21 protein-coding genes and 1 other annotated feature are annotated in these 25,044 nt (G+C 41.8%); of the genes, 8 read left to right on the top strand and 13 right to left on the bottom strand.

Features of this window, described 5'->3' with window-relative positions:
• Window positions 1–9 precede the first annotated feature (9 nt).
• Together NST34_RS13185 and NST34_RS13180 are read right to left on the bottom strand one after the other, a co-directional pair.
• The gene (locus tag NST34_RS13185; RefSeq protein WP_445667661.1) at window positions 10–906 is read right to left on the bottom strand and encodes a carbohydrate ABC transporter permease; all 897 of its coding nucleotides are present in this window, start codon (window positions 904–906) and stop codon (window positions 10–12) included.
• A gap of 125 nt (window positions 907–1,031) precedes the next feature.
• Window positions 1,032–2,423 (bottom strand): ABC transporter substrate-binding protein, encoded by a 1,392-nt coding sequence (locus tag NST34_RS13180; protein ID WP_042187580.1) that lies wholly within the window; start codon window positions 2,421–2,423, stop codon window positions 1,032–1,034.
• A gap of 294 nt (window positions 2,424–2,717) precedes the next feature.
• Here NST34_RS13180 and NST34_RS13175 point away from each other — a divergent pair, with 294 nt between their 5' ends.
• The gene (locus tag NST34_RS13175; RefSeq protein WP_341127962.1) at window positions 2,718–4,346 is read left to right on the top strand and encodes a response regulator; all 1,629 of its coding nucleotides are present in this window, start codon (window positions 2,718–2,720) and stop codon (window positions 4,344–4,346) included.
• A gap of 6 nt (window positions 4,347–4,352) precedes the next feature.
• Window positions 4,353–6,158: a cache domain-containing sensor histidine kinase gene (locus NST34_RS13170; protein WP_341127961.1), complete on the top strand. Its 1,806-nt coding sequence runs from the start codon at window positions 4,353–4,355 to the stop codon at window positions 6,156–6,158.
• A 2-nt stretch (window positions 6,159–6,160) separates the two neighbouring features.
• On the opposite strand, the gene NST34_RS13165 is transcribed toward NST34_RS13170, so the two are convergent.
• From NST34_RS13165 to NST34_RS13155, 3 genes are all read right to left on the bottom strand, one after another.
• Window positions 6,161–7,732 (bottom strand): ABC-F family ATP-binding cassette domain-containing protein, encoded by a 1,572-nt coding sequence (locus tag NST34_RS13165; protein WP_341127960.1) that lies wholly within the window; start codon window positions 7,730–7,732, stop codon window positions 6,161–6,163.
• A gap of 187 nt (window positions 7,733–7,919) precedes the next feature.
• On the bottom strand, window positions 7,920–9,041 hold the full coding sequence (locus NST34_RS13160; RefSeq protein WP_341127959.1) for a DUF4179 domain-containing protein: 1,122 nt from the start codon (window positions 9,039–9,041) through the stop codon (window positions 7,920–7,922).
• The gene (locus NST34_RS13155; protein WP_341127958.1) at window positions 9,034–9,570 is read right to left on the bottom strand and encodes a sigma-70 family RNA polymerase sigma factor; all 537 of its coding nucleotides are present in this window, start codon (window positions 9,568–9,570) and stop codon (window positions 9,034–9,036) included. Before NST34_RS13155 ends, NST34_RS13160 begins: the two co-directional genes overlap by 8 nt.
• Window positions 9,571–9,794: 224 nt before the next feature.
• On the opposite strand from NST34_RS13155, the gene NST34_RS13150 reads away from it, so the two are divergent.
• The gene (locus NST34_RS13150) at window positions 9,795–10,163 is read left to right on the top strand and encodes a winged helix-turn-helix transcriptional regulator (protein ID WP_042187569.1); all 369 of its coding nucleotides are present in this window, start codon (window positions 9,795–9,797) and stop codon (window positions 10,161–10,163) included.
• A gap of 56 nt (window positions 10,164–10,219) precedes the next feature.
• Here the strand turns inward: NST34_RS13150 and NST34_RS13145 are convergent, their stop codons facing one another.
• A complete protein-coding gene (locus tag NST34_RS13145) occupies window positions 10,220–10,645 on the bottom strand; it encodes a hypothetical protein (protein ID WP_341127957.1) in 426 nt (141 codons plus the stop codon).
• 206 nt (window positions 10,646–10,851) lie between these two features.
• Window positions 10,852–11,140: a binding site (T-box leader), on the top strand.
• Window positions 11,141–11,242: 102 nt separating this feature from the next.
• Between NST34_RS13145 and trpS the strand changes: the two genes are divergently transcribed.
• The gene (trpS, locus tag NST34_RS13140; RefSeq protein ID WP_341127956.1) at window positions 11,243–12,250 is read left to right on the top strand and encodes a tryptophan--tRNA ligase; all 1,008 of its coding nucleotides are present in this window, start codon (window positions 11,243–11,245) and stop codon (window positions 12,248–12,250) included.
• Window positions 12,251–12,430: 180 nt separating this feature from the next.
• Here trpS and NST34_RS13135 read toward each other — a convergent pair whose 3' ends face one another.
• On the bottom strand, window positions 12,431–13,663 hold the full coding sequence (locus NST34_RS13135) for an aminopeptidase (protein ID WP_341127955.1): 1,233 nt from the start codon (window positions 13,661–13,663) through the stop codon (window positions 12,431–12,433).
• 166 nt (window positions 13,664–13,829) lie between these two features.
• Complete coding sequence (locus NST34_RS13130) at window positions 13,830–14,201, bottom strand: hypothetical protein (RefSeq protein WP_379421797.1); 372 nt, start codon at window positions 14,199–14,201, stop codon at window positions 13,830–13,832.
• Between the two features lie 125 nt (window positions 14,202–14,326).
• On the opposite strand from NST34_RS13130, the gene NST34_RS13125 reads away from it, so the two are divergent.
• Together NST34_RS13125 and NST34_RS13120 are read left to right on the top strand one after the other, a co-directional pair.
• The gene (locus NST34_RS13125) at window positions 14,327–15,463 is read left to right on the top strand and encodes a VanZ family protein (protein ID WP_341127954.1); all 1,137 of its coding nucleotides are present in this window, start codon (window positions 14,327–14,329) and stop codon (window positions 15,461–15,463) included.
• Window positions 15,464–15,549: 86 nt separating this feature from the next.
• Window positions 15,550–16,992, top strand: coding sequence for a serine hydrolase domain-containing protein (locus NST34_RS13120; protein WP_341127953.1), 1,443 nt, complete (start codon window positions 15,550–15,552; stop codon window positions 16,990–16,992).
• 67 nt (window positions 16,993–17,059) lie between these two features.
• Here the strand turns inward: NST34_RS13120 and NST34_RS13115 are convergent, their stop codons facing one another.
• Entirely contained in the window at window positions 17,060–17,824 is a 765-nt protein-coding gene (locus NST34_RS13115) for an exodeoxyribonuclease III (protein ID WP_339271611.1), read from the bottom strand.
• Window positions 17,825–17,982: 158 nt separating this feature from the next.
• Window positions 17,983–18,399, bottom strand: coding sequence for a hypothetical protein (locus NST34_RS13110; RefSeq protein ID WP_076282844.1), 417 nt, complete (start codon window positions 18,397–18,399; stop codon window positions 17,983–17,985).
• A 186-nt stretch (window positions 18,400–18,585) separates the two neighbouring features.
• On the opposite strand from NST34_RS13110, the gene NST34_RS13105 reads away from it, so the two are divergent.
• A complete protein-coding gene (locus tag NST34_RS13105) occupies window positions 18,586–19,755 on the top strand; it encodes an MFS transporter (protein ID WP_042187555.1) in 1,170 nt (389 codons plus the stop codon).
• A gap of 106 nt (window positions 19,756–19,861) precedes the next feature.
• On the opposite strand, the gene NST34_RS13100 is transcribed toward NST34_RS13105, so the two are convergent.
• Window positions 19,862–20,710, bottom strand: coding sequence for a helix-turn-helix transcriptional regulator (locus NST34_RS13100; RefSeq protein ID WP_339803105.1), 849 nt, complete (start codon window positions 20,708–20,710; stop codon window positions 19,862–19,864).
• 124 nt (window positions 20,711–20,834) lie between these two features.
• On the opposite strand from NST34_RS13100, the gene fabF reads away from it, so the two are divergent.
• Entirely contained in the window at window positions 20,835–22,073 is a 1,239-nt protein-coding gene (gene fabF, locus NST34_RS13095) for a beta-ketoacyl-ACP synthase II (RefSeq protein ID WP_042187551.1), read from the top strand.
• 87 nt (window positions 22,074–22,160) lie between these two features.
• On the opposite strand, the gene NST34_RS13090 is transcribed toward fabF, so the two are convergent.
• Window positions 22,161–23,627: a glycoside hydrolase family 43 protein gene (locus NST34_RS13090; protein WP_341127952.1), complete on the bottom strand. Its 1,467-nt coding sequence runs from the start codon at window positions 23,625–23,627 to the stop codon at window positions 22,161–22,163.
• Window positions 23,628–23,816: 189 nt separating this feature from the next.
• A complete protein-coding gene (locus NST34_RS13085) occupies window positions 23,817–24,884 on the bottom strand; it encodes an ABC transporter ATP-binding protein (protein WP_076282847.1) in 1,068 nt (355 codons plus the stop codon).
• Between the last annotated feature and the right edge of the window lie 160 nt (window positions 24,885–25,044).

The raw sequence follows: 25,044 nt of genomic DNA, 5'->3' as shown, positions 1-25,044 counted from the left end.
GTCCCCTCCTTAATACTCAACATCGCTGCCAAAGTATTTGAATTGAATGATTGAAATGATCCCAATTACAATTGCGAGTATGACGCCCATTGCAGAGGCATATCCGAAATGACCTAGCATAAAGGCTTGTTCATATACACCATACATAACAGTTGAAGTGCTATATACAGGTCCACCTGAGGTAAGGAGTTGAATCAGTGCAAAACACTGAAAGGTATTAATCGTGGTAATCACGATAATATATAAGTTCGTTGGCATCAGCATCGGCCATAATATTTTCCGGAAAATTTGCCAAGGGGTTGCTCGATCTATCTCTGCGGCTTCAATATAAGAAGTAGGAATGTTACCAATGGAGGCCACATACAAGATGATCGGTTGCCCTACAGAAGTCGTTATTAAGACCACGATAATTGCAAGTAATGCGGTTCTTGCATCCCCAAGCCATGAAACAGGCTCCATTCCAAATAAACCCGTCAAATAATTCAGAATTCCGTAGTTGGGATGGTAAATCCAGCCCCAAACGACTGTAATACTTACGACCGAAGATACGGCTGGCAAGTAGAACACACCGCGGAAAAACGATCTAGCAAACTCTTTTTTCTTATAAATATTCATGGAGACAAACAGTGAAAAGATAATCACGATCGGTACGGTGATCACTACGAGTAATAAAGTATTTCCCATGGACTTCATGAAATTATCATCTTTAAATAATGAAATATAATTATCGAGACCGATAAAACTAAAATCTCTCAGCGAGTAATCAAAGAAACTAATATAAACCCCTTTTATCATTGGGTAGGCTACAAACAGAAGAAAAAATCCAAACGCTGGTAATAAGAAAAGATAACTCATCATCCAGTCACGTATCACATAACCTTTAATTTTGCGTACCGTTGTCCCCACAACCTTCTCCCCATTTCTCTGATGAAAAGTAATGATATTTATAGGTGCGTAGCTTTAAAATTTTCATTTTTTTAAAAAGAATAGAGTGCTTCCCGCACTCTATTCTTTTGAACACCATTCACTATTTATTTCATAGCTGCTTTTGCTTTAGTAATAGCTTCGTTAGCCTTTGTAGCAAAACTATCCAAAGCTTCCTTGCCGGTTGCGCCTCCAGTTAAAGCACGTTGTAATTCAGGGAACCAGAACGTACGAATATCTGCATATCCATCAGCAATCGTTGGTGCATCTGTCGTAAATTTACGTGCATATTCAGCGTATTTATACTCTGGATCGTCATAAAGACCAGTAATCGAATTACGAACCGAGAGACCACCTGTTTGAATCAAGTTTTTCTTACCCCATACAGGATCATTAGCAATAAAATCAATCAGCTTTTTGGAAGCTGCAATCTTAGCTTCATCCCCATTGTTAAATACAGCCATACCGCCCAGATATGGTTCAAGCTTTGGTTCCGAACCATCTAGTGTAGGGAATGGAAGGAGAATATCTTCGAACTGTACCATTTTTTTAGATACGTTCTGTGCTTTTAGTACAGCGGAATAGTTAAGTGTAAAGGCCAATTTACCTTGCAGGAACAAATCGTTCACGTCAGCAGCAGCAAGTGAAGCTGCACCGGAGACACTGAGTTTATCTTTCGTAGCTTGGACAATCCAATCTAACGCTTTAGCAGCATTATCAGTATTGATAGCGACTGCTGAGTTATCTTCATTTAAGAATCGGGATACACCTAAGTTAGCGAGATAAGCGCGAGTGCCTTGGTCTCCAGCTTGGCTCTTCGCGAAGAATCCTGTAGGAATAACGTCCGGTGCCTTTTCTTTTACAGCTTCCAATGCCTTTTTATATTCTTCAAACGTCCAAGTTCTATCTTCCTTATCCAAAGGTAGTAAATCTAGAGCGCCAATCTTTTCAAAAATAGACTTATTAACAGCCATCATAAAAGGCGCTGTGTTGATCGGGTACATAAAGATGTTGTCGCCTACACTTGACTGCTTCCAAAAAGCTTCTGAAATATCATTCTTCACTTCATCAGTCACCATGTCGTTAAGCGGTGCAAGCAAATCCTTTTTACCCCAATCGATAATCCGTCCAGGTGCATCATAGATCACATCAGGTGCGGTATTCGAAGCAATTGCGACATTCAGTTTTTCAGGGCCGCCTTCAAAGGTGATCATCTCAAGGTTTACTTTAATTTCAGGATTCTTCTCATTAAAAGCTGCAATGATTTCCTTCTCATACTTGCCTACTTCACCATCTAAAGCTTGAAAGCTCGGAAAATTCCACCAAGTAATTTCTACTGGTTTAGCAGCAGCCTCAGTTGCTGCGGGCTCTGTCTTGTCAGCATTATTACTTGGTGTAACCGCTGAATTCGCTGTGTTCGTATTTCCACATGCAACTAACTGTGTACCTAAAAGTGCGACACCAACAATACTCATTAGCCCTTTTTTCATTGCTTTCATGTGCTACCCCCAATTATTTTTTGTGGAATAAAGTACTGCTCTCATTCCTTGCGCTAATCATAAATCAATTGTAAATTCAGGAGAATCCCACTCCTTTTACTTTTAGGGTTCATTTCTGACATATCCCTTCAATCCACCCCTCTTCAATGTTATAATACATTACATATTCCACCTATTAACAATTGAATTTATATTTTTTCACTTTTTCGCCTTAATGTAACCCTTTTAATCTTACATCCAATGGTATTCTCTTACGAGTGATCCACTATAATTCTAGTCTTCCGGAGGGATTTCATGTATAAATTGATGATTGTAGAGGATGAGCCATTAATACGAACGGGCTTAAAACATTACTTTGCTTGGGAGGAGCTTGGGGTCCACAGCATTATTGAAGCAGAGAATGGCAGAGAAGGAATGACCACCGCGCTACGCGAGAAGCCCGATTTGGTGATCACCGATATCCGGATGCCCGAAATGAATGGTCTTCAAATGATTGAGCAGATTCGCAATCTGCTTCCTGATACATTATTTATCATTTTGACAGGATTCAACGATTTCGAATACGCGCAGAAGGCTATTAAACTAGGGAATGTACATGCTTTTTTGCTCAAACCTTTGGAATACGAGGAAAGCCTCTTAGTGATACAAGAGTGTATGAACAAGCTCCAACTAAAGCGACAGGATAGATTAAAACGTTCTAATCTGGAAGGGGCACAACTTGTAAAGCTGTTGCTAGAGGAAGAACATTCAGTAATAGATGATGCTATTATCCATGAACTATGTAATTTCAACAGTAACTACTATCTTTATCTCCCCTTTGTTTTGACTGGCATTCCTATGAGAGAAACGCGCACGCAATCCACCCTATGGATGAGAGAATATGCGGAAAAGTTCATTCATTACGCAGTCGATGAGTATCTCCATGCCTCTACACCGCACTCTATTTTTACATATTCATCTAAAACAAAGCTCTATGGTCTTATTGTATTGGGATCTCCGTCTTCTACTGACAACTTCCCTCTTCAAACTCAAGTACAGATACGAATCGATCAATATCTGAAGGCGCTTACGCTAGAACATCATTTAGGCCTCTATTTAGTTATAGGTAAGACGACGGAGAACCCTGCACAAATACATACTTTGCTGCACGATTCCGATCGAATGTTATATCAACGCTTTTACATGAGAGATTGCAGGTTATTCTATGTGCCACAATGGATAGAAAACTCAAATTCTCAGAAACCATCCTTAATTCAACTAGATGAGAATGATAAGAAACGGATGATCTCCTGTATCGAAAGTTCTAACGAAATAGAGACGCTCCAGCTGATGCACCGCCTGGCTCAAGATACTTTGAGTAAAACCGATGTCTCATCTCCTGATTACTGGCTCGCATTTCTTCAGGAAATCATAAGTGTTATAATCCGCTTCGCCAATAAAAACCACATCCATATCGAAGGTGTGTACAGCGAAAAGCTCCTGAACCTTACCTTTGTGGATGATTTTGATTCGCTTGAGACGCTTTTTGACTGGCTTGGCAGGTGGATGATTCATTTAGGGATTGTTTATACCGAAGGACTGACACACAACCACCAACAGGATGTGATCATATTCGAGCATATTAAATCCTTCATTAAAGAAAATATTGATCAAGAAGTGACTCTGCAGATGGTAGCAGATCGATTCTTCTATAATCCGTCTTATTTAAGTCGCCTGTTCAAACGAAAACTCGATAAGAACTACATGCGATTTGTAACCGAGATTCGGATGGAATATGCGCAGGAATGCTTAAAAAAACCGGAGATTCTAGTGACCGATGTCTGTACGATGTGTGGTTACAAAAGCTATAAGCATTTCGTTAAAACCTTCCGAAGCATCACCAACATGACCCCATCAGACTATAGAAAACAATCAGGCTGGTGACCTAAAATGATGCAGATTGAGCAACCAAAGCGACGCTACCGGATGCGACATGTCAATCGTCAAATTTTCATGCTGATGATCCTGACCATTACCATTCCACTCCTGATCATATCCGCAATCATCTATATCTTTTCAAACCAAGCTGTCAAAAATGAATACCAGAGCAGCTCAAATCTGATCCTTAATAACCTCTCGTTCAACATTGACCAATATCTTCAAAGTATTGATAAAGGTACACTGAACGCACAGGTAGATAGCCAGCTCCAAACCGCACTTGAGCACTGGACGATCCATAAAGACGACGTCGGAAATGACCTGAATATTCAGTATGGAAACACGATTGAGCATTTCATCAGCGGGATTGAGATGACGATTAAAAATGTTGATAGTGTGCAGATTTTTTCGGGATCACGTGTGTTCTACTCTGCCAATTTCAATCGTGCGGATTATGATGTGAAGGATTATACCCAGGAGAATTGGTATTTACAGACCCAGCAGAAAAAAGGCGGAGTGATTCTATTTGGCAGCCATGTCCCCTTCTATCGCACCAATTCCAAACAATCCGTCATTTCTATTGCCCGAGTCATTAATAAAAAAGGAAGCAAGCAGCCCATTGGCGTTATGTTAATCGATATCCGATTGGATTCATTACGTGAAATCTTAAAGCTCTCGGAGAATAGCAAACGAAAATTCATTATTTTAGACGATAAGGGCGGTAGTGTTTACAGCTCTGACATCTTGGAGACCTCACCCTTACAACCTATCCCTATAGAACCTCAGGCGCTTAATACTTTCATGAACAATGATACGGGAAGCTTTTATGGTACTTTTGATGATAAAGACTCGTACATTAACTTTGTTACGTCTCCCTATTCCAACTGGAAGGTCATACAGTATATAGATGAAAAAGAGATGACTAGGCAAGCCACTTTCCTCGGAAAAATCATTTTAACATTAGCGCTCTTGTCGCTTGTCACTGCGATCTTATTCATGTATATCCTATCGGAGCGTGTCACTAAGCCTATTATTCTTTTAAGCCGAAAGGTTAAGCTGGTGGGGATGGGGAACTTTGATGTGGATTTGTATAGTAATCGTCAAGATGAGTTTGGTGTTCTATACAATGGAATCCGTAAAATGGTGAAAGACCTGCAAAATTATATCGAGCGGTCATCTATGGCCAAAGCACAGCAAAAAGTAGCTCAATACGGCGCCCTTAAAAGCCAAATCAATCCACACTTCCTTGCAAATGTACTTGAATCTATTCAAATGAAAGCCATCATTAATGGACAAAGAGAGATTGGCGAAATGGTGGGGATTGTAGGTAGATTGTTTCGGATTCATATCCAGACCGGAAAGATAACCGTAAGCCTGCGAGAAGAACTTGAACACGTCCGGCTGTATGTAAAAATCCAACAATTACGTTTCGGGGACAAAATTCAATATATTGAACAGCTAGAACCTAATAGCGAAATAATTAAAGTCATGCACTTTTCCCTTCAACCCATCGTTGAGAATGCTATCGTCCATGGACTGGAGTGTCGAAGTGAACCGGGTCTCCTTGAAGTCTCCTCGATGATTTCCGGGGATGACATGCTGATTATCGTTAAAGATAACGGAATTGGTATCGATGAAGAGAAACTTAAACAGTTACGTCTTCGTCTCTCTCAACCATCAGACACCCTAGATGAAGATCATATTGGTATAAAAAATGTTCATGATCGTATTCAATTTCATTTTGGTGAACCCTATGGGATCGAAATCACCAGTCAAGTAGGTAAAGGGACGACCGTGATCATCCGACTGCCAGCATAATCCTAAACATTCTGCTCAGTGATTCCTGCTTCAGGATCGAAGGTAAGCATTTTCGTTGCAATTTTATCGATGAAGAAGCGGTCATGACTGACGGTAACTACGGCTCCAGGGAAATGAATGAGTGCCTGCTCCATCACCTGAATACTCGTCAAATCTAAATGATTCGTTGGCTCATCCAAAATAATGACAGCCGCGCCAGAGAGAAGGCATTTCGCTAACGCTACTCTGGCCTGCTGTCCACCTGACAGACTGCCGATCGTTTTGCTCAGATCCATTTCCGAGAATTGTAGCATCGATAGAAATTTATTCACTTTTTTCCGCGGAGCATCGAGTCCCAGCCCATACACATTTACGGCATGACTGACTGTATCTTTAACATCGAGTTCGTCCCACATCTGATTGAAGTACGCGTAGCTGACCCCACGTTCCCAAGTCACACCACCCCTTTCAGGCTCTTCTTGCCCAGTCAATACCTTTATGAGTGTCGACTTCCCGCTTCCGTTAGGCCCCACAATAGCTATCCGATCTTCCTTTTGAATATCGAAGCTAACGTTCTGGAATATCGTCCGACCATCATAGCTTTGTCCAATTCCCTTCACTTCACCAAGCTTATCCGGAAACCGTAAATTGCTGTAGATATCGGTGATCAGTACGTTCACTGGATGAGGCTCCACACGCTTTTTCATATCTGTCAGTTTACGTGATAGACGATCCTTCGGGGACTTTTTGTTCCCGCGGGTTTCAATGGCTTCCGACTCCATAAGTAGAAGCTCTTCTTCCCACTCGAATTGACGATCAAGCACCTTTTTGCGCATCTTCTTTTTACGAACATAGTCGGTGTAATTGCCTTCATATTCCTGAAAATGATAATTCTCGATTTCAATCGTCCGCGTGACTACTCTGTCAATAAATTGCCGGTCATGGGAGATGAGAATCATCGCCCCATTAAAACGGTGAAGCCACTGCTCCAACCATACGATCCCTTCGATATCCAAAAAGTTAGTAGGCTCATCGAGCAATACGACATCGGGCATTTCAATTAAGACTTTAGCCAGTGCTGCACGGTTCCTCCAGCCTCCCGATAACTCATCTACAGGTTGATGCCGTGATCTTTCATTGAAGCCCAACTTCGTCAGAACAGTGTTGATTTCTACAGATACATTCCAGCCATCCAAATGATCCATTTGTTCAAAAAGCGCTGCTTGCCGCTCTAAAAGTGTATTCATCTGGTCATCATCCGTCACTTGTCCAAGCTGTTCCCCGATTTGGTTAAGCTCCTGTTCGATAAGCGCTACCTGCTCAAAGCACAATTCTAACTCTTGCTGTACAGACAAGGAGCCGGAAAGCTCCGAGAATTGAGAGAAATAACTGATCTTCACATTGGGATCTAACTCTACTTTCCCTGCTGTTGGCTCCTCTTTTCCCATCATCAGTTTAAAAACAGTAGACTTCCCCGCACCATTTCGTCCGATTAACCCAATCCGTTCACCCTTGCTAACTCGAAAATATATATCTCGAAAAATCAAAGTATTCTCATATTTCTTAGTTACGTTCTCCATACGGATTACGCTCAAATCCATCACCCCTAGTTCATATAAATAAAAATACAGCTCAGAACACTCAAAGAGCTATTATAGCACTATTTAAAAAAAGGACTTTATAATCATATTTAATCTTCTAGAAAACAAAAAAAGGTCGCTGTCAGCGGACCTTTTTCTGCATTACGAATCCCATCACATTCTCACTCTCATCACTTGCTGCTTATTTTTTCAAGATATCAATATACTCCTCTTTCTCGCGATCAGGCCCCCCATCAAGCTTCAAACGAATGAATTTTGGATGATCCAATACGTTGCTGCTAAAGTAGCTTGTGAATCCATCCTCACTACCCCTTCCACCAATAGAATTATTTTTCAATTCGCGCTTCCCAACCCGCGATGTCAACTCACTGGGGGTCTTTCCAAATAACTCATTCCTGATCTCCCAATTAGTTTTTAAATCCTCACTTAGCGTATATTTGACTACTATACTTAATGGAGAAAGCTCCACTTGTGCAAGATTCACTTCATGCCCGTCAATCATAAAAGGCTGATTTATAACTACCGTCTCGGTCTTCTGTTCCCAGAATTTTGGATCAATAGCGAAGCTCACCTTTAAACGATCAGAATAGCGCATGTCAGCTAGATTAGTTCCCGTTTTCGGTTTTATTAGCATTCCTGGATCCACTGACGCAATCTGAAAATTAGCAACCACCTCTCTTGGAAATGCTTTATTCTTATCTAGTGGATAGATAGTTTTTCCGAGCCATGTATAAATACTATCCTCAGCATGTGACCCCATTCCATTTCTATAACCATTTTCATCTATTATGCTCTGCCCTGTTTCAGCATCTGTCAGCCACACACTATTCACGCTGTAAATTTCCTGCCCATCGCTTGTAGTCCCTGTATACAGCATTATAATTTTATTTTCATCAGCGATCACAGCATTCAGAGTGATTTTATACCCATTTTTCTCAGTACTTTTATTCACGATCTGCACGTAATCATTACGGATCGCTGACTCTAAAGTAAGAGCATCAATATCAGACGAAGCTACTTTCTTAAAAGATTCTAGCTCGCCCCAGTCACTGAATTCAATACTTGTAGAGGCTTGCTGTGGCATCAATTGGGTTGGATTGAAGAAAAGTAAACCTGCAATCAAAACAGATGCAGTCAGTACAGCCATAGCGCTTCTAGCGAACATTAGCTTTTTTCCGCGCTTTTTACCTAGTTCGAGTCCTGCTTGAATGGCATAGATTTGTGCGGCTGCACTCTCCATTTTTTGCTCCTGTGGGATCCGTTCAGCATCGATTAACATGGCAAGCTCCTCCTGACTACTCATGGTTCCAATCACCCCGATTCTTAATGATCGTTCTTAACTGCTTGAGTCCTTTATGCTGCCATGTCTTGACCGTTCCTTCAGGTTTATCCAGTATGTTAGCAATCTCATGTAAGGTCATATCGTTGTAGTATTTAAGCAGCAGCACATGGCGATACTTGGGTTTAACCTGTTCGAGTGCCCACAGCATTTCCATCCGATGATGGCCAATGTGCGTAATCCGCTCTCCTATTCTCTCGTCTACAAGCGGCATAGAACGCTTTCTACGTCTTTGTTCATCTATACAGACATAAATCAGGATCCGAATGATCCATGATTTAAATGCTTTTGGATCCTTTAATGTTTTTCTTTTGATCCAGGCCCGGCAAGTCATTTCCTGCATCGCTTCAAGCGTATCGTTCCGGTTACGCAAGTAGCTATAGGCAATACTGTATAGTTGTTCTCTATGTACCAATATAGAATCGTAGAAATCCGTCTCGCTCCTAGAATCAAGAATCGTTACCTTCTTCATTTCTGCATTAGTCATCGTCATATCCTTCCTTAGCCCCCTCTCCTACACCTCTCATAGATTAAGACGGGGAGGGTATAGAAACGGTTTTTATTTATATTAACTTTTTTGGGACTGAGCACTTAAAATTATAACATTCTATAAAAAAAGAACGATAAATGTTATGATTAGTAAAATCGGACATAATCAATAGTACGCACTTAAAAGTACCATAGGTACTAAAAAGTACCCATACATTGGAGGATATCATGACAACTATCAAGAAAAAATACAATATTTCTGTTGAGGCCACACTCGAAGTGATTGGAGGAAAATGGAAATGTGTAATTCTGTGTCATTTAACTCATGGCAAAAAACGAACATCGGAACTAAAACAGTTAATGCCCGGAATTACTCAAAAAATGTTAACCCAGCAACTACGCGAACTTGAGGCCGATGGAATTATCAACCGGATCGTATACAATCAGGTTCCACCCAAAGTAGAATATGAACTTAGTGAGTATGGTGATAGTTTAAGCGACATTTTGACTTCTCTATGTAATTGGGGAGAACAACATATCATTAAGCAATATGGCGATAAATATGCTGTTTTAGAGGACAACATTTTAAATAAATAAATTTTACCCCATGAAAAAAAGGACAGTTAAATCGGATTGATTTAACTGTCCATAACTTAAATTACTCCGTCTCCTCCAATCGCAGTTGCTGTGAATGATATGGGTCCAAATAGATTTATAGGTAAGTTGCTATCATTTTGAATTACCAATTCATAATTGTGGACTCCAATATAAGGACCATCAACCCACTGAGCATTTAATTGAATATCAGTAGTTGAAGTAAAACTATAAAAGGATTTATAAATATCGACTCCAGCACGTCGGATTAAAACAAGAAATTGACTATCAGCAAGTGCAGTAAGACTAAAACTACCATTTAACTCGACTCTGCTGGAGAAAGAGGCTGGGTTAGCCGGGCTAATATTTACTTGCGCTGTGGCTAGACCCGCTCCAGCTCCAGGAATCCCTGCAACCGTTGTAACAGTAGTAAACGGGTCTAAGGGGGTTTTTGCCTGTGAACCATAACTTATATTTGTCGCCATTTATCATCACTCCATTCCAGTTACAAGGTTATACATTATTATATTGTGAATCAACAATGATAGATTGGACTTAATTGCTGATGATAATATACATTTAAGTGATACTTTGCTAGATCATATAAACCTAGATGCTCTGTCTATCATCATCATCTAATTTCCAACCATTGACAAAATCACTCATCAGAATTACAATTACCCAAATATCATGAACAACGCTGACAAAGGGTAAGTAGACAAACGAACATGGACTTCAGAGAGCCGGTGGTTGCTGCGAACCGGTGTCCAGCGCTTGATCGAATGGCCTTTAGAGTTGCTCTTCCGAACCATCTCTCTAGGATGCTGTAGGGATAGCCGGGGTTCCCACCGTTATCAAGGGACCTGTATCCGAGATTATCTTTAACCCTCTTTCGTACAGGTAAGAGAAGATCGTAAAGCCAACGAAACGTATGGTAACACGATCAATTAAGGTGGTACCACGACAACTTCGTCCTTATTGGATGAGGTTTTTTTGTCATTTAAAGGAGGTGATGGCCATGGATGATGGCTGGTGGTGGCGACTCAATGTTACTCAGAAGCAACAAAACAGGAGGAATTCAAATGATAAAAAAACGTGTATTAACTGGAGATCGAGTGACTGGAAAGCTGCACCTTGGCCATTACGTGGGCAGTTTACAGAACCGAGTGGCTCTACAGGAGCAATATGATACTTTTGTGTTTTTAGCAGATATTCAAGCCCTAACGACTCACTTTGATCGCCCTCAACTACTAGGTCAAAACTTGAATGAAATCACACTGGACTATTTATCGGCGGGTATAAATCCAGATAAAGCAACCCTATTTATTCAATCTATGGTTCCTGAGATCGCTGAGCTGACCGTCCTATTCTCCATGTTTGTTACTGTGAATTCTTTACGGCATAATCCCACGATTAAAGCCGAATCGAAAAATTCCAGCTTAGATGAATTGTATTATGGTTTTCTAGGTTATCCAGTTAGCCAGGCTGCGGATATAACCTTTTGTAAAGCGACGATTATTCCTGTAGGAGAAGACCAGCTTCCCCATCTGGAGTTGACCCGCAAAATCGTACGTAGATTCAACGAGCTGTACAGCCCTATCCTTGTGGAGCCCAGAGCGCTTATCAGCGAGACGCCAAGACTAGTAGGAACAGACGGCAACGCTAAAATGAGTAAAAGCCTAGGCAATGCTATCGAACTGGACTCTACGAAAGAAGAGATCACCTTCAAGATCCGTAAAGCCACAACCGATCCAGCCCGTGTTCATAAAAATGATCCTGGGCATCCAGATATTTGTCCCATTTATGCTTATCATCGTGCTGTTCGTTCGTATGGCGCCCCAGAAATTCACGATAGCTGCGAAAGTGGCAGTATAAGCTGTTCTGCCTGTAAGCAGCTTATCACTACAGCTCTAGACCAGCTAATTGAACCAATGCGTGAGCGTCGCTCCTATTATGCTGCCAGACCCAAGGTTGTTGAGGATATCTTATTATCCGGAACTAAGCGTGCCCGCGATATTGCTCAAGAAACGATGTCCGAAGTACGCGAGGCTATGGGCCTTAATTATTTTTCAAATAAAACTGATCTCTAAGAGCAATAAAAAAACGCCGGACTCTCTATTGAAGAGAGCGCCGGCTGTTTTTATAAGAAAATATTATTTAATATGGATATCTCCGCTTCTAAATAAAAACACTTTCTATAACATACATCTTTTTAGCAAAGGGAAAGGCCGTAATCTCCTAAAGCGAGGTTACGACCTTAAATGTATTCCTTACAGCACCCAATTCCCTTTACGGAATACCGGTTCAATCGTGCCATCCGCAAGTTCTCCATCAATATCCAGTTCTGCCGAACCAATCATGAAATCAACATGCGTTAAACTTACATTAGCACCTCGTGCGACAAGCTCTTCATTCGTAAGCTTTGTGCCGCCTTCAATATTGACAGGATAGGCACTTCCCAACGCGAAATGGCAGGAGGCATTCTCATCAATCCCTGTATTGTAGAAAATTCGGTTCAAGCGAGAGATTGGAGAATCATGCTGCACTAAAGCCACTTCTCCTAAATAGGATGCACCTTCATCCGTTGCCAGCAGCGAAGTCAGATGCTCACGTCCGGATTCAGCTTCATATGCTACTACTTTTCCATCTTTAAAAGTGAATGAAAGGCCTTCTACCAGACGTCCATTCAGATTAAGTGGGAGCGTGCTTCTTACTGTACCGTTCACGCCAGTACGATGGGGCATGGAATAGATCTCTTCCGTTGGCATATTTGCCACGAAATAAACACCTTTATCATTCTCACCGCCACCGCCACGCCATAGATGACCTTCCGGAAGCTCCACATGCAGATCCGTTCCCGGAGCGCGGTAATGCAGGCTTTTATAACGCTTAGCGTTCATTCTATCCTGACTTTCTTTCAATTGACCGATATGTTCTCTCCACGCGGCAACTGGATCCTCGCTACCTACACGATTCATCTGGAATACCGCTTCCCACATAGCCTCTACTCGCTCTTCCTCTGGAAGATCAGCAAACACCTTGTTCGCCCAAGCACGCGTTGGAGCCTTGACGAGAGACCAGCTAATTATGCTATTACGAGTATATTTAGAGTAGTTTTTGCGAGCAACAGCTGCCGCCTTAACTGCTCTTGATACTTTGGAAGAATCAATACCATTGAACAATTCCGGATCTGGTACTTTAATATGTAAGATGGCGCCGTTCTCTTCCGCAAACTTCTCCATCATTTCTGCTTGCCACTGTGGATAGTAATCGAAGGAATCTTCTGGGGCTTTTTCGTAACGAATACGTGTAGTCGCCTCATCGTCCCAATCAACAATTACATATTTAGCACCTGCTTCATAGGCTTTACCTACAATCAAGCGAGTAAGCTCTGCCGTTTCAATAGGTGCATGCACCATTAAAACTTGTCCAGGTTGTACATTTACCCCTACTTTTACAACCAGGTTCGCATATTTCTCTAACATGACATCAAAATCTTTCATGAATTCTCTTCCTCCATCTCTATGGTTGCTTTACTGTCGCACCAAAGCACCGGAGCTCCTTAACAGCAGACGGTCAGCTTCACTTCTTATTTTAACGCAAAATGCTAAGAGTTGCGATTCGATATAATAAAGCGGCCCCCATGAAAGGAACCGCTCACGTAAATCCTTATTTTTTATCCACTTGCAGTAACGTTACCGTCTTTAAAGAATAGGTATGCATTATCTTGTCCTCAGAGATTACGTTAAGCTTGGTCAAACTTGCTATCTTCGCGGGATCTGATTTGGAAAGCATACGCCACACTTCAGGGTCTGATAAGGTTTCATATAACTTGAGATCATCATATTCTTTGCGATTTTGCATCACTAGCTTCACTTTGTAGCTTCCAATCTCAGTCTCGGTGGCCCCCTGCTCACTACAATAGCTAAGAATATCCTGCCGAAGCTCTGCCAATTCTTTTTCAATTTCCTTTTGCTTTTGCTTCAGTCGATAATACTGCTGTACCTTTTTCTCCATCACTTCACGCTCCTCTATAGACATATGTATGCCGGAAGCGCTAAATAAATAAGTTGAGTTCCCTATCATAAAATTTTATAATGAGCCGGGAACGCTAGTTTGCAGCAGACTACTTATTCCTCAAAAAACAATGATTCGGCAGGTGACTTATGTTTCATTCTTACTTTTTCCCAATTTCTTATGCCTTTATGATGTTTCCTATAGCGGCATTGATCTTCACACTCCCTTTTCTAATCGTTCAATACCGTAGACACGGCTACATCCATAAGCTTAGAGCTTTAATCCTATACTTACTGCTGCTTTATCTGATGAACGCTTATTTTCTCGTTTTGCTTCCGATGCCATCCTCAAGACATAATTTGGCGCCTTCGGGAAGTATCATGCAGCTCGTCCCTCTTCAATTCATACAAGATATTATAGATGGCTCTAAGATCATACCTGATCAGATTTCAACGTATTGGTCGTTACTGCGTGAGCCTGCTTTTTTACAGGTGATATTTAACATCGCTCTGACAGTGCCGTTTGGATTGTTTCTGGGCTACTATTTTCGAACGCGCTGGGGAATGTGTATTCTCTTGTCTTTCATACTTTCGTTATCTTTTGAGGTCACTCAGGTTACAGGCATCTACGGCTTTTTTGACCATCCCTACCGTCTACTTGATGTCGATGATCTGATTACCAACACAGTGGGAGGGATCTTTGGATTCCGTATTTCCATTTGGATTAACGGTTTGCTGCCACGTATAGAGCAACTGGATACGAATATCGATCGATCTGCAAAAAGAGTCTCCTATACCCGCAGAGGGATTGCCTTTTTCATCGATAGTATGGTGTGGATCATTGGGTTTGGTGTACTTTATGGATTCGATGTAAAAAGTGCATTCTGGATTGTGACAGGAATTTACTTCATCCTGATTCCAGCCTTCACTGGTGGACGGACCTTAGGCAAATGGATTGTCCGTATTCGGGTAACGAGCAAGGGTAATCGGGCTTCTTTCTGGGCACTTATGATCCGTTATGGTCTGTTATATTGGGTAATTCTTGGACTTCACGCTATTGTTATCGATTCTGATGTGACAGGGCTTCTATCTTCACCATTGAGAACGGTCGCTTACCTCTTTGTTCTACTGGTCGATTTAGTTTTCTTTATCCATTTAATCATTAAGGTATTCAAAAAAGATGACCAGCTAATCTATGAGAAATTAAGCCGAACCTCGCATGTTATTTCATGGCCTGAGAAAAGATTGCATACCGATGCCTCCAACAGCAGCTCTTTAGAGGATTAAAAATCTTCATTTTATATAGTATTTATACAATGGAATTTATTATAAAATAGGAAGGCAAGGATTCTCAAAATTTAGGAGATGAATGAATGGAAACTACAAGTAGCTTGCAGTTGTCTAGAAGTCTTCCAGAAGAGCAGGGCATATCATCAGCCGCAATATCCAGCTTTATTGATGCAGTAGAGACACAAAGCTTAGGTCTGCATAGCTTCATGCTCCTTAGGCATGGGTATGTGGTCTCTGAAGGCTGGTGGTCTCCTTATAAGTCCGATCTTCCACATATGCTATTTTCCCTTAGCAAAAGCTTCACCTCAACGGCAATCGGGATTGCGGTCACAGAAAAGCTAATCACACTCGACAATTCAGTCATCTCCTTCTTCCCTGAAGAGGCTCCTGCGACTATCACTGACAATCTATCCAACATGACAATCAGACATCTATTGATGATGGGTACCGGGCATGTCGTGGATACTATGGAAACACTTCATAAAAGTGCAGACGGGAATTGGGTTAAAGCTTTCTTCTCAGTCCCAGTGGAGAAACAACCAGGTACACATTTCCTATATAATACCGGCGCCACTTACATGCTGTCCGCGATCCTTCAACGAGTTACTGGCCAAACACTGCTAGAATATCTAGAACCGCGTCTGTTCGCTCCGCTCGGTATTCACGGAGCAACTTGGCAGTCTTGTCCACGTGGAATTAACACGGGGGGATTTGGCTTAAGCATTACCACAGAGGATATCGCTAAATTCGGCCAGCTTTACTTACAAAAAGGGATCTGGAATAATCAACGAATCCTGCCTGAACAGTGGATTAATGAAGCAACTTCCAAACACATTTCCAATGGCGAAGGCGATCATGACTGGGCGCTCGGATATGGTTATCAATTCTGGAGATGCCAACACGGAGCCTACCGCGCCGATGGCGCATTCGGACAACTCTGCGTTGTTCTTCCTGATCAGGATGCGGTAATTGCTATTACTGCCGCTTCAAATAGTATTCAAGGTATTTTGAATGCAGTGTGGGAGCATTTATTACCCAATATGAAAGATGTCCCTCTTCTGGAAGAACAAGCATTAGTAGCCAAATTGGCAGACCAATTAAAAAACTTATCGATAGACCCTCCACAATTGCAGCGGTCATCTTTTCAAGAAGATCAATTGAATGGTATAACCTATACACTAGATGACAACCAATTTTCACTAGCTACAATCTCTATCACTTTCAACAATGATGAAGCTGAAGTTACTTTAATAACAAAACTTGGTGAAAAGAATGTCATTCGATTAGGCCGAGGACAATGGCTCGAAAGCTTTGCACTCATCCTGGAGCCTTTCATGAACCGGATTATGTCCAGCTTTACTTGGACTGCAGAAGATCAACTTCAGTTGTCCTTGCTATTTGTTGAAATGCCTTTCTTGATTACACTTGATATTAATATTCTAGAGAACACGCTTATCCTTAAGCAACGGATTAATGTGAATATGGGACCGCTTGAATTCGATGATATAATCGGAAGAATACAATAGGTATAGTTAATAAAAGAAAGGCCGCTTCGTCCTATGCAGGAACTTAGCGGCCTTATATCACTTTTTTTTATTCCGAAAAATCAGCTAGCTTCAACATGACTGGGCAATGATCACTACCCATGATCTGACAATCAATTTGAGCATCAATTACATTAGGTGCAAGTCTAGAAGAAGCTAAGAAATAATCAATTCGCCAGCCCACATTCCGCTCTCTCACCTTCGGCATATAAGACCACCATGAATACACTCCCTCTAGCTCCGGGTGAAGATATCTGAACGTATCTATGAAGCCCGACTCTAGCAGTGTGCTCATTTTCCCTCTCTCTTCATCCGTAAAACCGGAGTTCCCACGGTTAGCCTTTGCATTCTTGATATCAATATCTTCATGGGCAACGTTTAGGTCTCCACAGACAACAACCGGTTTACGCTTGTCCAGTTCTAAGAGATAATTACGGAAACGGTCCTCCCATTCCATTCTATATTCCAATCGAGACAGATCTCGTTTGGCATTAGGCGTATAGACGTTGACCAGATAAAAATGTTCGAACTCTAATGTAATGATCCGGCCTTCTGCTTCTTCATCTTCTTCCATCCCATATCTCGCAGAGATCGGCTTGATTTTAGTGAATATTGCCGTACCAGAATAGCCCTTCTTCACTGCGTAATTCCAATATTGATCGTATTCTTCGCCATGCTCCAGTGTAATTTGCCCTTCCTGAAGCTTTGTTTCTTGAACACAGAAGATATCCGCATCTACTTCTTTAAAATAGTCATTAAACCCTTTTTTGACACAGGCCCGAAGGCCATTAACATTCCATGATACCAGCTTTATCATCGGCTTTTCTCCTTGCATTTTGCTTTAGTTATACTATTACTGCGGTTATTATATCACTATAGTGAGCTGACGGGATATGTATAGCAGCAAAAGCTGCACCTCTCTCCATTGCGGAGAATTGGTGCAGCTTTTGGTTAATTCATACGCTAGCTAACTTATAGACCAATTGCTGTAGCTGTGAATGTAATTGGGCCTTTTATTTGAATTACACTTCCAGCATTATTACTATTAGCAAATAGAACACCCAGTGTATAAATTTGGGTTCCCGGCAGTCCACCATCCACAGCAAGCACGTTTACAATCTGAAGGTTGTTACCAGGTTCGAAGAATCGATTGAGCGGGCTACTGTATACTTTTGTAGCACCTCTGTAAATATCTACGCGAATATCATCTGTAAATGAAAAACTATCAACACCGAAACTCGCTTTTAGCTCAACTCTCGAACGATAAGTTGCAGGATTAGCCGGATCAAGAAATACAGAGGTAGTAGTTATTCCTTGACCAACACCAACCGCCAATACTGGACCATCAACAGTTAAAAACGTAGAACCATAATCAATAATTGACGCCATTCTTAACACTTCCTTTCAAGGTTATACAACATTCTATGAAAATGAACTGAACCTTGAATGGATATATCATATGGGAGAATAGTATATTTTTATCATAGATTTATATCCTAATCATTCAACATCCGTGATACAATAACCAAATTGACACTATACAAATATCATTAAATACGTGAGGTAAAGAGACTTATGAATGCACCAACACTATTACGAGGGTTTAACTTTTTGTATTTTGCGTTGCTGGCTATGTTTATTCCTTTTCTGCCAGTCTATTTAGGGGAGCAGGGTCTTAACCCGGCGCAAATTGGATTCATTATTGGTACTGGAGGGTTTGTTACCATTATTGCTCAACCCTTATGGGGGATGATCAGTGACAAAACAAGAACGATCCGCAAAGTGCTGTTAATTCTGTTGTTATGCTCTGCGGTGACGGGATACTTTTTATTCGATTCTAGCAGCTACGTGCGACTTATTCTTTTTGCGATGCTGCTCTATTTCTTCTTAATGCCTATCGATCCGCTAGCTGAAAGCCTGAATTTCCGGATCTCTGAGGCAGCTGGAATTAGTTATGGTTCGATACGTACATACGGTGCGTTAGGGTACGGTGTTATGGCCTTACTCACAGGTTATGTGATGAGTTATTTCGGTTCACAAGGGATGGCCTTGCTGTTCGTCGCGATTAGTCTTACAAGCTTCGTAGTCAGCTGGTTCATGCCAGATGCTCCTGTGACCGGTAAACCGGTCACACTTGACAGCCTGAAGCATTTTCTTAGCAACAAAGAAACACTGCTATTTCTAGTGCTCATCTTTATTAGCTCCGTTCCCGCACGAATGAACGATACCTTCCTTGGAGTTTATATTCGCGAGCTTGGTGGCAGTCCTGAATTAGTTGGTCAATCGTTCTTTATCGCCGCAATGAGTGAAATTATTGTGTTCGCCTTAAGCTTTTGGTGGCTGCGCAAAGGAAAAGAGCTAATCATTATTTCGATTTCTGGAGCCTTTTATTTTCTTCGATTCTTTATTTCGGCCTGGATTTTGGATCCGCATTTATTAGCTTATCTACAGATTCTACAAATCCTTACCTTCCCGGTATTCTACTCTGCAGCTATTCAGTATCTATATAGTATTGTACCTGTGGAATGGCGTGCTACGGGTCAAACTGTGTTGGCGCTACTGTTCTTCGGTGTATCAGGAATTCTCGCCTCTTATGCAGGTGGAGCATTATATGAAGCCTTTGGAGGTAAGGTCCTTTATTTAACAATTTCCGTGATGTCATTTATCGGTATGCTGTTCGGATTGATATTGTACAGAATCTATGGAAGTAAACACGCTAATAAAAAGAATATAGCCACTCATTAATCTTCCAGCATTCAATAGTCTTACACTTCAAATTCATGCACTGTTGTTCGCAGCACTCTAGTTGATAATTCAGCTAGAGATGCTTTTCTATGAACTTCTACCTAAGTCATTCTTTATGCTGCTCCATAAGCTGCTTCAGTTTGATTTCAGTATTTGAATCCGCGGCAGGCGTATAAATACTACAACGTAAATCTGTGCTGCCTTGAACCTGTAGTGAGGTTAAATGAAATAACATTTTCCCTGCTTTGGCATGTCTGAATTCCAATAGCACATCTGGAGCAGAGCTTACACGACTTTGTTCCCACATTTCATTAAACGCTGGATGCAGTCCCTTTAATTCCTCAATAAATTCATCGTACCAACGATCCTCTACATATTGTCCGTAATAAGCTCTGAAGATGGATAGATAACCACTTACGAATTGTTCCCAATTTACAGCTAAACGTCTGAACTCCTTACGAACAAATAACAAACGAATCATGTTTCTCTCCTCGATGGGCAACTTAGAGAAATCTAGAAACACATGCGCTGCAGCCTCATTCCAACCTACAATCCCGCAACGTCGGTCTGAAATAATCGTAGGACAAGTCTTAAGCTCCTGTAAGATTTTCTGTAGAGAAGGACTAATTACTGAGGATTCCTCTTGCTGAAATAGAACGTTCCCTGTTCCAGTCTCTAGTGCTAGTGCAAAAAGATATTTCCGCTCATCATTAGTTAGCTTTAGGGCAGTCGCAATACAGTCCAGAACAGACGAAGATACTTTAATATCCCTGCCCTGTTCTAGCCACGTATACCAGGTACTGCTTACCCCCGCTAACTGTGCAACTTCTTCCCTGCGAAGTCCAGGCGTTCTCCTGCGTGTGCCTTCTGGCAGTCCAACAGAGCTGGGTGAGATCGCAGCACGGCGTGCTTTTAAGAAATCTGATAATGCCTGCAACCTCGTCTGATTAGCCATATGCTTCCTCTCCTCTCTGTTACATTCTTTAGTATAGTACAAATTATACTATGATAAACGATAACTTGTAATAGGATAAAATAAGTGGAAAAATACCTATATACACTTCTTGAGGAGGTTCATTATGGAACGCGTAGTTATTACAGGTATGGGCTTAATCTCGCCCCTTGGAAATACAATAGAACAATTCTGGGATCGTCTAGTTTCTGGTGAGTCGGGTATTTCCCCAATCACTTCATTTGATACCTCTAACTTTAAGACAAAGATCGCGGGAGTCGTGCATGATTTCGATGCGGAGGCCAGATTTGGCCGTAAAGAAGCACGCAGAATGGATAGATTTAGTCAGTTCGCCCTGGCAGCCGCTGAAGATGCCTGGACACATTCCGGTCTACAGCTTGATAAGATTGACAAGGAACGTCTCGGGGTTTATGTAGGATCAGGCGTTGGTGGAATTCAAACCTTGATGGAACAAGGGAATGTGCTAAAGGGCCGCGGACCAGATCGGGTCAGCCCCACTTTAATTCCCATGATGATCTCTAATATGGCTGCGGCGATGATCAGCATTAAATTAGGAGCTTTAGGTCCTACAATGTCTCCAGTAACTGCCTGCTCTATTGGAAATACGGCAATCGGTGAAGCCTTCCGGTTGATCCGTTATGGAGGTGCCGACATCGTAATTGCTGGTGGATCAGAAGCAGCCATTACTGAAATCTCTTTAGCCAGTTTCGGCAATGCCACCTCCTTATCCACTCGAAATGAGGAGCCGATTAAGGCGAGTCGGCCTTTTGACGGGGAACGTGACGGATTTGTTATCGGTGAAGGTGGCGGAATAGTTATTCTGGAATCACTTTCTCATGCGCAGCGTAGAAACGCCAAGATTCATGGAGAGGTTATCGGTTATGGTGCCAGCTCTGATGCCTATCATATGGTCGCCACCCATCCAGAAGGAATTGGTGCTTATCAAGCGATGAAGCTGGCACTGAATGAAGCTAATCTCCAGCCCGAAGAGGTGGATGTAATTAGTGCTCATGCCACGAGTACAGTAGTAGGTGACCGCTCCGAGACCCTTGCGATAAAGAAGTTATTCGGTGATCAAGCCTACCAGATTCCCGTAACCGCTAATAAGTCCATGACTGGACACGCCTTAGGGGCGGCCGGTGGCCTAGAAGCCATTGCCCTAATTAAGAGCATTCAAGAAGGTATCATCCCCCCTACCATTAATCAGGAGGTCAAAGATTCCATCTGTGATTTAGATTATGTCCCGAACATTGCGCGAAAATCTGATCTTACTATAGGCATGTCTAATTCCTTTGGTTTCGGTGGGCATAATGCTGTCATTGTGATTCGAAAGTTTGAAGATTGACCACTCATCCATAAAACGGGGTTCCAGCTTAGTCATTTTCAGGACTAATTGGAACCCAGTTTCTACTGCCAATTTCAAAAAAATCTATTATTCCATCTTTGATACGTGGCTCCCCCAGATAGAGATACCTTCCTTGGAAACCGCAGTAAACGTCATAACGTTTCTAGCTGTTGCTTCATTCCACTCTTTCAGGAACACCCCATTATAAGTAGAACCGTCAATGGTAAGCTCAGCAGTATGATCATCAATAAGCTTCCATTTCCCTTTTACTGCTCCTTTAATCTTACCGCTTTTAGTGAATTCAATCAGCTCCGACTGCACGATATCAGCCGTAATGTCTTTGTTATGGTTAACATATTTATATTCGCCTGAAATTTGCTCTTTTGTGTATTTCTCTATGCTCTCTCCGCTATAGCGGTGCGGGGCTACAACCGGCCAACCCTCACTGTTCATAAACATCTGATGAACTCTTACCTCATGCTTTTCTCCACGATTCGGGAACCGTGTATGGAAGATCAGATAATACTTGCCATTCTCTTCATCATAAAACGCTGAGTTATGACCTGGTGATACATATCCTTCTCCACTCACTGGCAGCTCGTCATCTGTATTCAAGAATTCGAAATTCCCCATTAGCTTCACTCCATAAGGAGCATATGCTGGATCATCGAACAATATGGATGGCGATCCTTGTGCATTAATCATATCTTGACCCTCAGAATCTTCGAAAGGTCCATCAGGCGCCTTTGAACGAGCTACACGGATGTTATATCCACCGTCTGCAGCCAAACCACCGTAGGATAGGAACAGATAGTAGTAATCCGTTTCCGGACTGTACAGCATATATGGAGCTTCTATCCGAGCATGGTTCGCACCCAGAAGCTTTTTGCCATAACCTTGATCTGGCAGCGGGAAGCCTGTATTAGCATCTAGTTCCATAATAAAAATACCACCGGAGTAAGAGCCATAGACCATCCACAGCTTCCCTTCTTTATCAAAGAACACATCCGGATCTACTACATTCGGCTTTTGAGTGGCATCATATATTTCTCCATCATCACCCTTGCCCATCATACCTGACTTCAGAATGATTCCTTTATTCTTATAAGGTCCCTCAATATTGTCCGACACAGCTATGCCGAGTGCAGACAACGGGGAATCCCCTTTACAAGCATTGTAATACATATAGTATTTGCCATCCGCCAATTGGATAACATCGGGTGCCCATAAGGTATCCGTCTGTGCCCATTTTAATGCTTCAGCAAACTCCTCTTTGACATTAGGAATGAGAACGTTTCCTTCCACCACCCCAGAGGACAGCTGAGTCCAAGACATCAGATTATTTGATTTAGCAGATGCTAAATGAGAGCCGAACACATAGTATTTGTTATCTGTCATAATGATCGACGGATCATGTACAGATACATTTTTGAAGACAGGCTGCGCAGAGTCAGCTACGTTATTTGTGTTGCTGGAACTAGCTGAATTGGCATTGCACGCGGTTACTGCTAATAATGAAACGCTGATCATTGTAGTCATAATTGCTTTTCTCATCGTTATACCCCCTATGTATGCCTTTTCATTTTGAAACGAAAACGAACAATAGTCAATCCTTTTATTTAATTAAGTTCGTATTAATTCATATTTATTTAAATAATAGTGAACATTCATACACATAAAAAAAACGCCAAGCCATCGAAATGGCCTGACGTTTCCTTTTATATTTTTCGTAAAATAATCTGTTTAATTAGCGCCTTCTTGTACCAAAACTGGCTCTGGATAAGCATTCTTAAGCACACGTTGTCTGTTCTTAACAACTGCCGGCGGTTCCACCTGAGGAGCCATCGGATGCATTAGCCAAGACTTCACCATATGGGTATCCGAAACCTTATACATTGGAGGCTCTTTCTCCATATCGATTTGCATAGCGTAAGTGGAACGTAGTGCGAAAGCATCGCCCTTAGGCGGTTTGATCAAATCTGGAGGAGTACCAGGAATGGCTGTTAGCAAAGATCCTTTGCTCTCTAGACTTGGCATGGAAGCTAGCAAGCCCCAAGTGTATGGGTGTCTTGGATCGTAGAAGATCTCTTCCGCTGTTCCCATTTCAACAATTTGTCCAGCATACATTACAGCTACACGATCTGCCATTCTTGCTACAACCCCGAGATCATGGGTGATAAAAATAATAGCCGTATCAATCTTCTTCTGCAATTCCTTCATCAAATCAAGGATTTGTGCTTGGATGGTTACGTCGAGCGCAGTAGTCGGCTCATCCGCAATCAGAAGCTTAGGGTTCGCAGCAAGTGCCATTGCAATAACAACACGTTGACGCATACCACCACTGAATTCATGTGGATATTGATTGAAGCGACGTTCTGGAGAAGGAATACCTACAAGATTGAGAAGCTCAATCCCACGTTTATTCGCATCAGCCTTAGAGATGTTCTCATGTTTAAGCAGCACTTCAGTAATTTGTCTGCCGACCTTCATCATTGGGTTCAGAGAGGTCATCGGATCTTGGAAGATCATACCGATCTCTTTACCGCGGATCTTCTGCATCTGCTTCTCTGTCTTGCCAATCAAATCTTGTCCATCGAATAGAATCTGTCCGCGTTTATATTCTCCTGGTGGTGTAGGAACTAGCTTCATAACCGCTTGTGAGGTTACACTTTTACCCGAACCTGACTCCCCAACAATCGCTAGAGTTTCACCTTTATCTACATGGAAGCTAACACCACGGATCGCTTGTACCTCTCCGCCGTGTGTTTTGAATGATATCGCTAAGTCTTTTACCTCTAAAAGGCGCTCCATCTTGTCACCCTCTCATTTCCTCGTCAATTATGATAATGATTCTCAGCATGTTGTAAGCAATAAGTATTATTTTATCTAGTTTTAAGGGTTCTAGTCAAGATTTTTCTGAAAAAAATACGGCTAACCTCACACTTTAGTACTAGATCTAATTATTGCGTGC

Source organism: Paenibacillus sp. FSL H7-0714 (assembly GCF_038003765.1).
GTDB lineage: Bacteria > Bacillota > Bacilli > Paenibacillales > Paenibacillaceae > Paenibacillus_AQ.
The sequence above is the reverse complement of the archived record's forward strand: the minus strand, read 5'-3'. Positions and strand labels throughout refer to the sequence as shown.

What these genes read in the sequence shown, in the direction of transcription:
- NST34_RS13120 (WP_341127953.1), top strand. Translation starts at nt 15,550, where the DNA reads ATGGAAACTACAAGTAGCTTGCAGTTGTCTAGAAGTCTTCCAGAAGAG.
- NST34_RS13130 (WP_379421797.1), bottom strand. Translation starts at nt 14,201, where the DNA reads ATGTCTATAGAGGAGCGTGAAGTGATGGAGAAAAAGGTACAGCAGTAT.
- NST34_RS13135 (WP_341127955.1), bottom strand. Translation starts at nt 13,663, where the DNA reads ATGAAAGATTTTGATGTCATGTTAGAGAAATATGCGAACCTGGTTGTA.
- NST34_RS13155 (WP_341127958.1), bottom strand. Translation starts at nt 9,570, where the DNA reads ATGACGATGACTAATGCAGAAATGAAGAAGGTAACGATTCTTGATTCT.
- NST34_RS13090 (WP_341127952.1), bottom strand. Translation starts at nt 23,627, where the DNA reads ATGAGAAAAGCAATTATGACTACAATGATCAGCGTTTCATTATTAGCA.
- NST34_RS13110 (WP_076282844.1), bottom strand. Translation starts at nt 18,399, where the DNA reads ATGGCGTCAATTATTGATTATGGTTCTACGTTTTTAACTGTTGATGGT.
- NST34_RS13145 (WP_341127957.1), bottom strand. Translation starts at nt 10,645, where the DNA reads ATGGCGACAAATATAAGTTATGGTTCACAGGCAAAAACCCCCTTAGAC.
- NST34_RS13150 (WP_042187569.1), top strand. Translation starts at nt 9,795, where the DNA reads ATGACAACTATCAAGAAAAAATACAATATTTCTGTTGAGGCCACACTC.
- NST34_RS13170 (WP_341127961.1), top strand. Translation starts at nt 4,353, where the DNA reads ATGATGCAGATTGAGCAACCAAAGCGACGCTACCGGATGCGACATGTC.
- NST34_RS13125 (WP_341127954.1), top strand. Translation starts at nt 14,327, where the DNA reads ATGTTTCATTCTTACTTTTTCCCAATTTCTTATGCCTTTATGATGTTT.
- NST34_RS13085 (WP_076282847.1), bottom strand. Translation starts at nt 24,884, where the DNA reads ATGGAGCGCCTTTTAGAGGTAAAAGACTTAGCGATATCATTCAAAACA.
- trpS (WP_341127956.1), top strand. Translation starts at nt 11,243, where the DNA reads ATGATAAAAAAACGTGTATTAACTGGAGATCGAGTGACTGGAAAGCTG.
- NST34_RS13105 (WP_042187555.1), top strand. Translation starts at nt 18,586, where the DNA reads ATGAATGCACCAACACTATTACGAGGGTTTAACTTTTTGTATTTTGCG.
- NST34_RS13160 (WP_341127959.1), bottom strand. Translation starts at nt 9,041, where the DNA reads ATGAGTAGTCAGGAGGAGCTTGCCATGTTAATCGATGCTGAACGGATC.
- fabF (WP_042187551.1), top strand. Translation starts at nt 20,835, where the DNA reads ATGGAACGCGTAGTTATTACAGGTATGGGCTTAATCTCGCCCCTTGGA.
- NST34_RS13180 (WP_042187580.1), bottom strand. Translation starts at nt 2,423, where the DNA reads ATGAAAGCAATGAAAAAAGGGCTAATGAGTATTGTTGGTGTCGCACTT.
- NST34_RS13100 (WP_339803105.1), bottom strand. Translation starts at nt 20,710, where the DNA reads ATGGCTAATCAGACGAGGTTGCAGGCATTATCAGATTTCTTAAAAGCA.
- NST34_RS13175 (WP_341127962.1), top strand. Translation starts at nt 2,718, where the DNA reads ATGTATAAATTGATGATTGTAGAGGATGAGCCATTAATACGAACGGGC.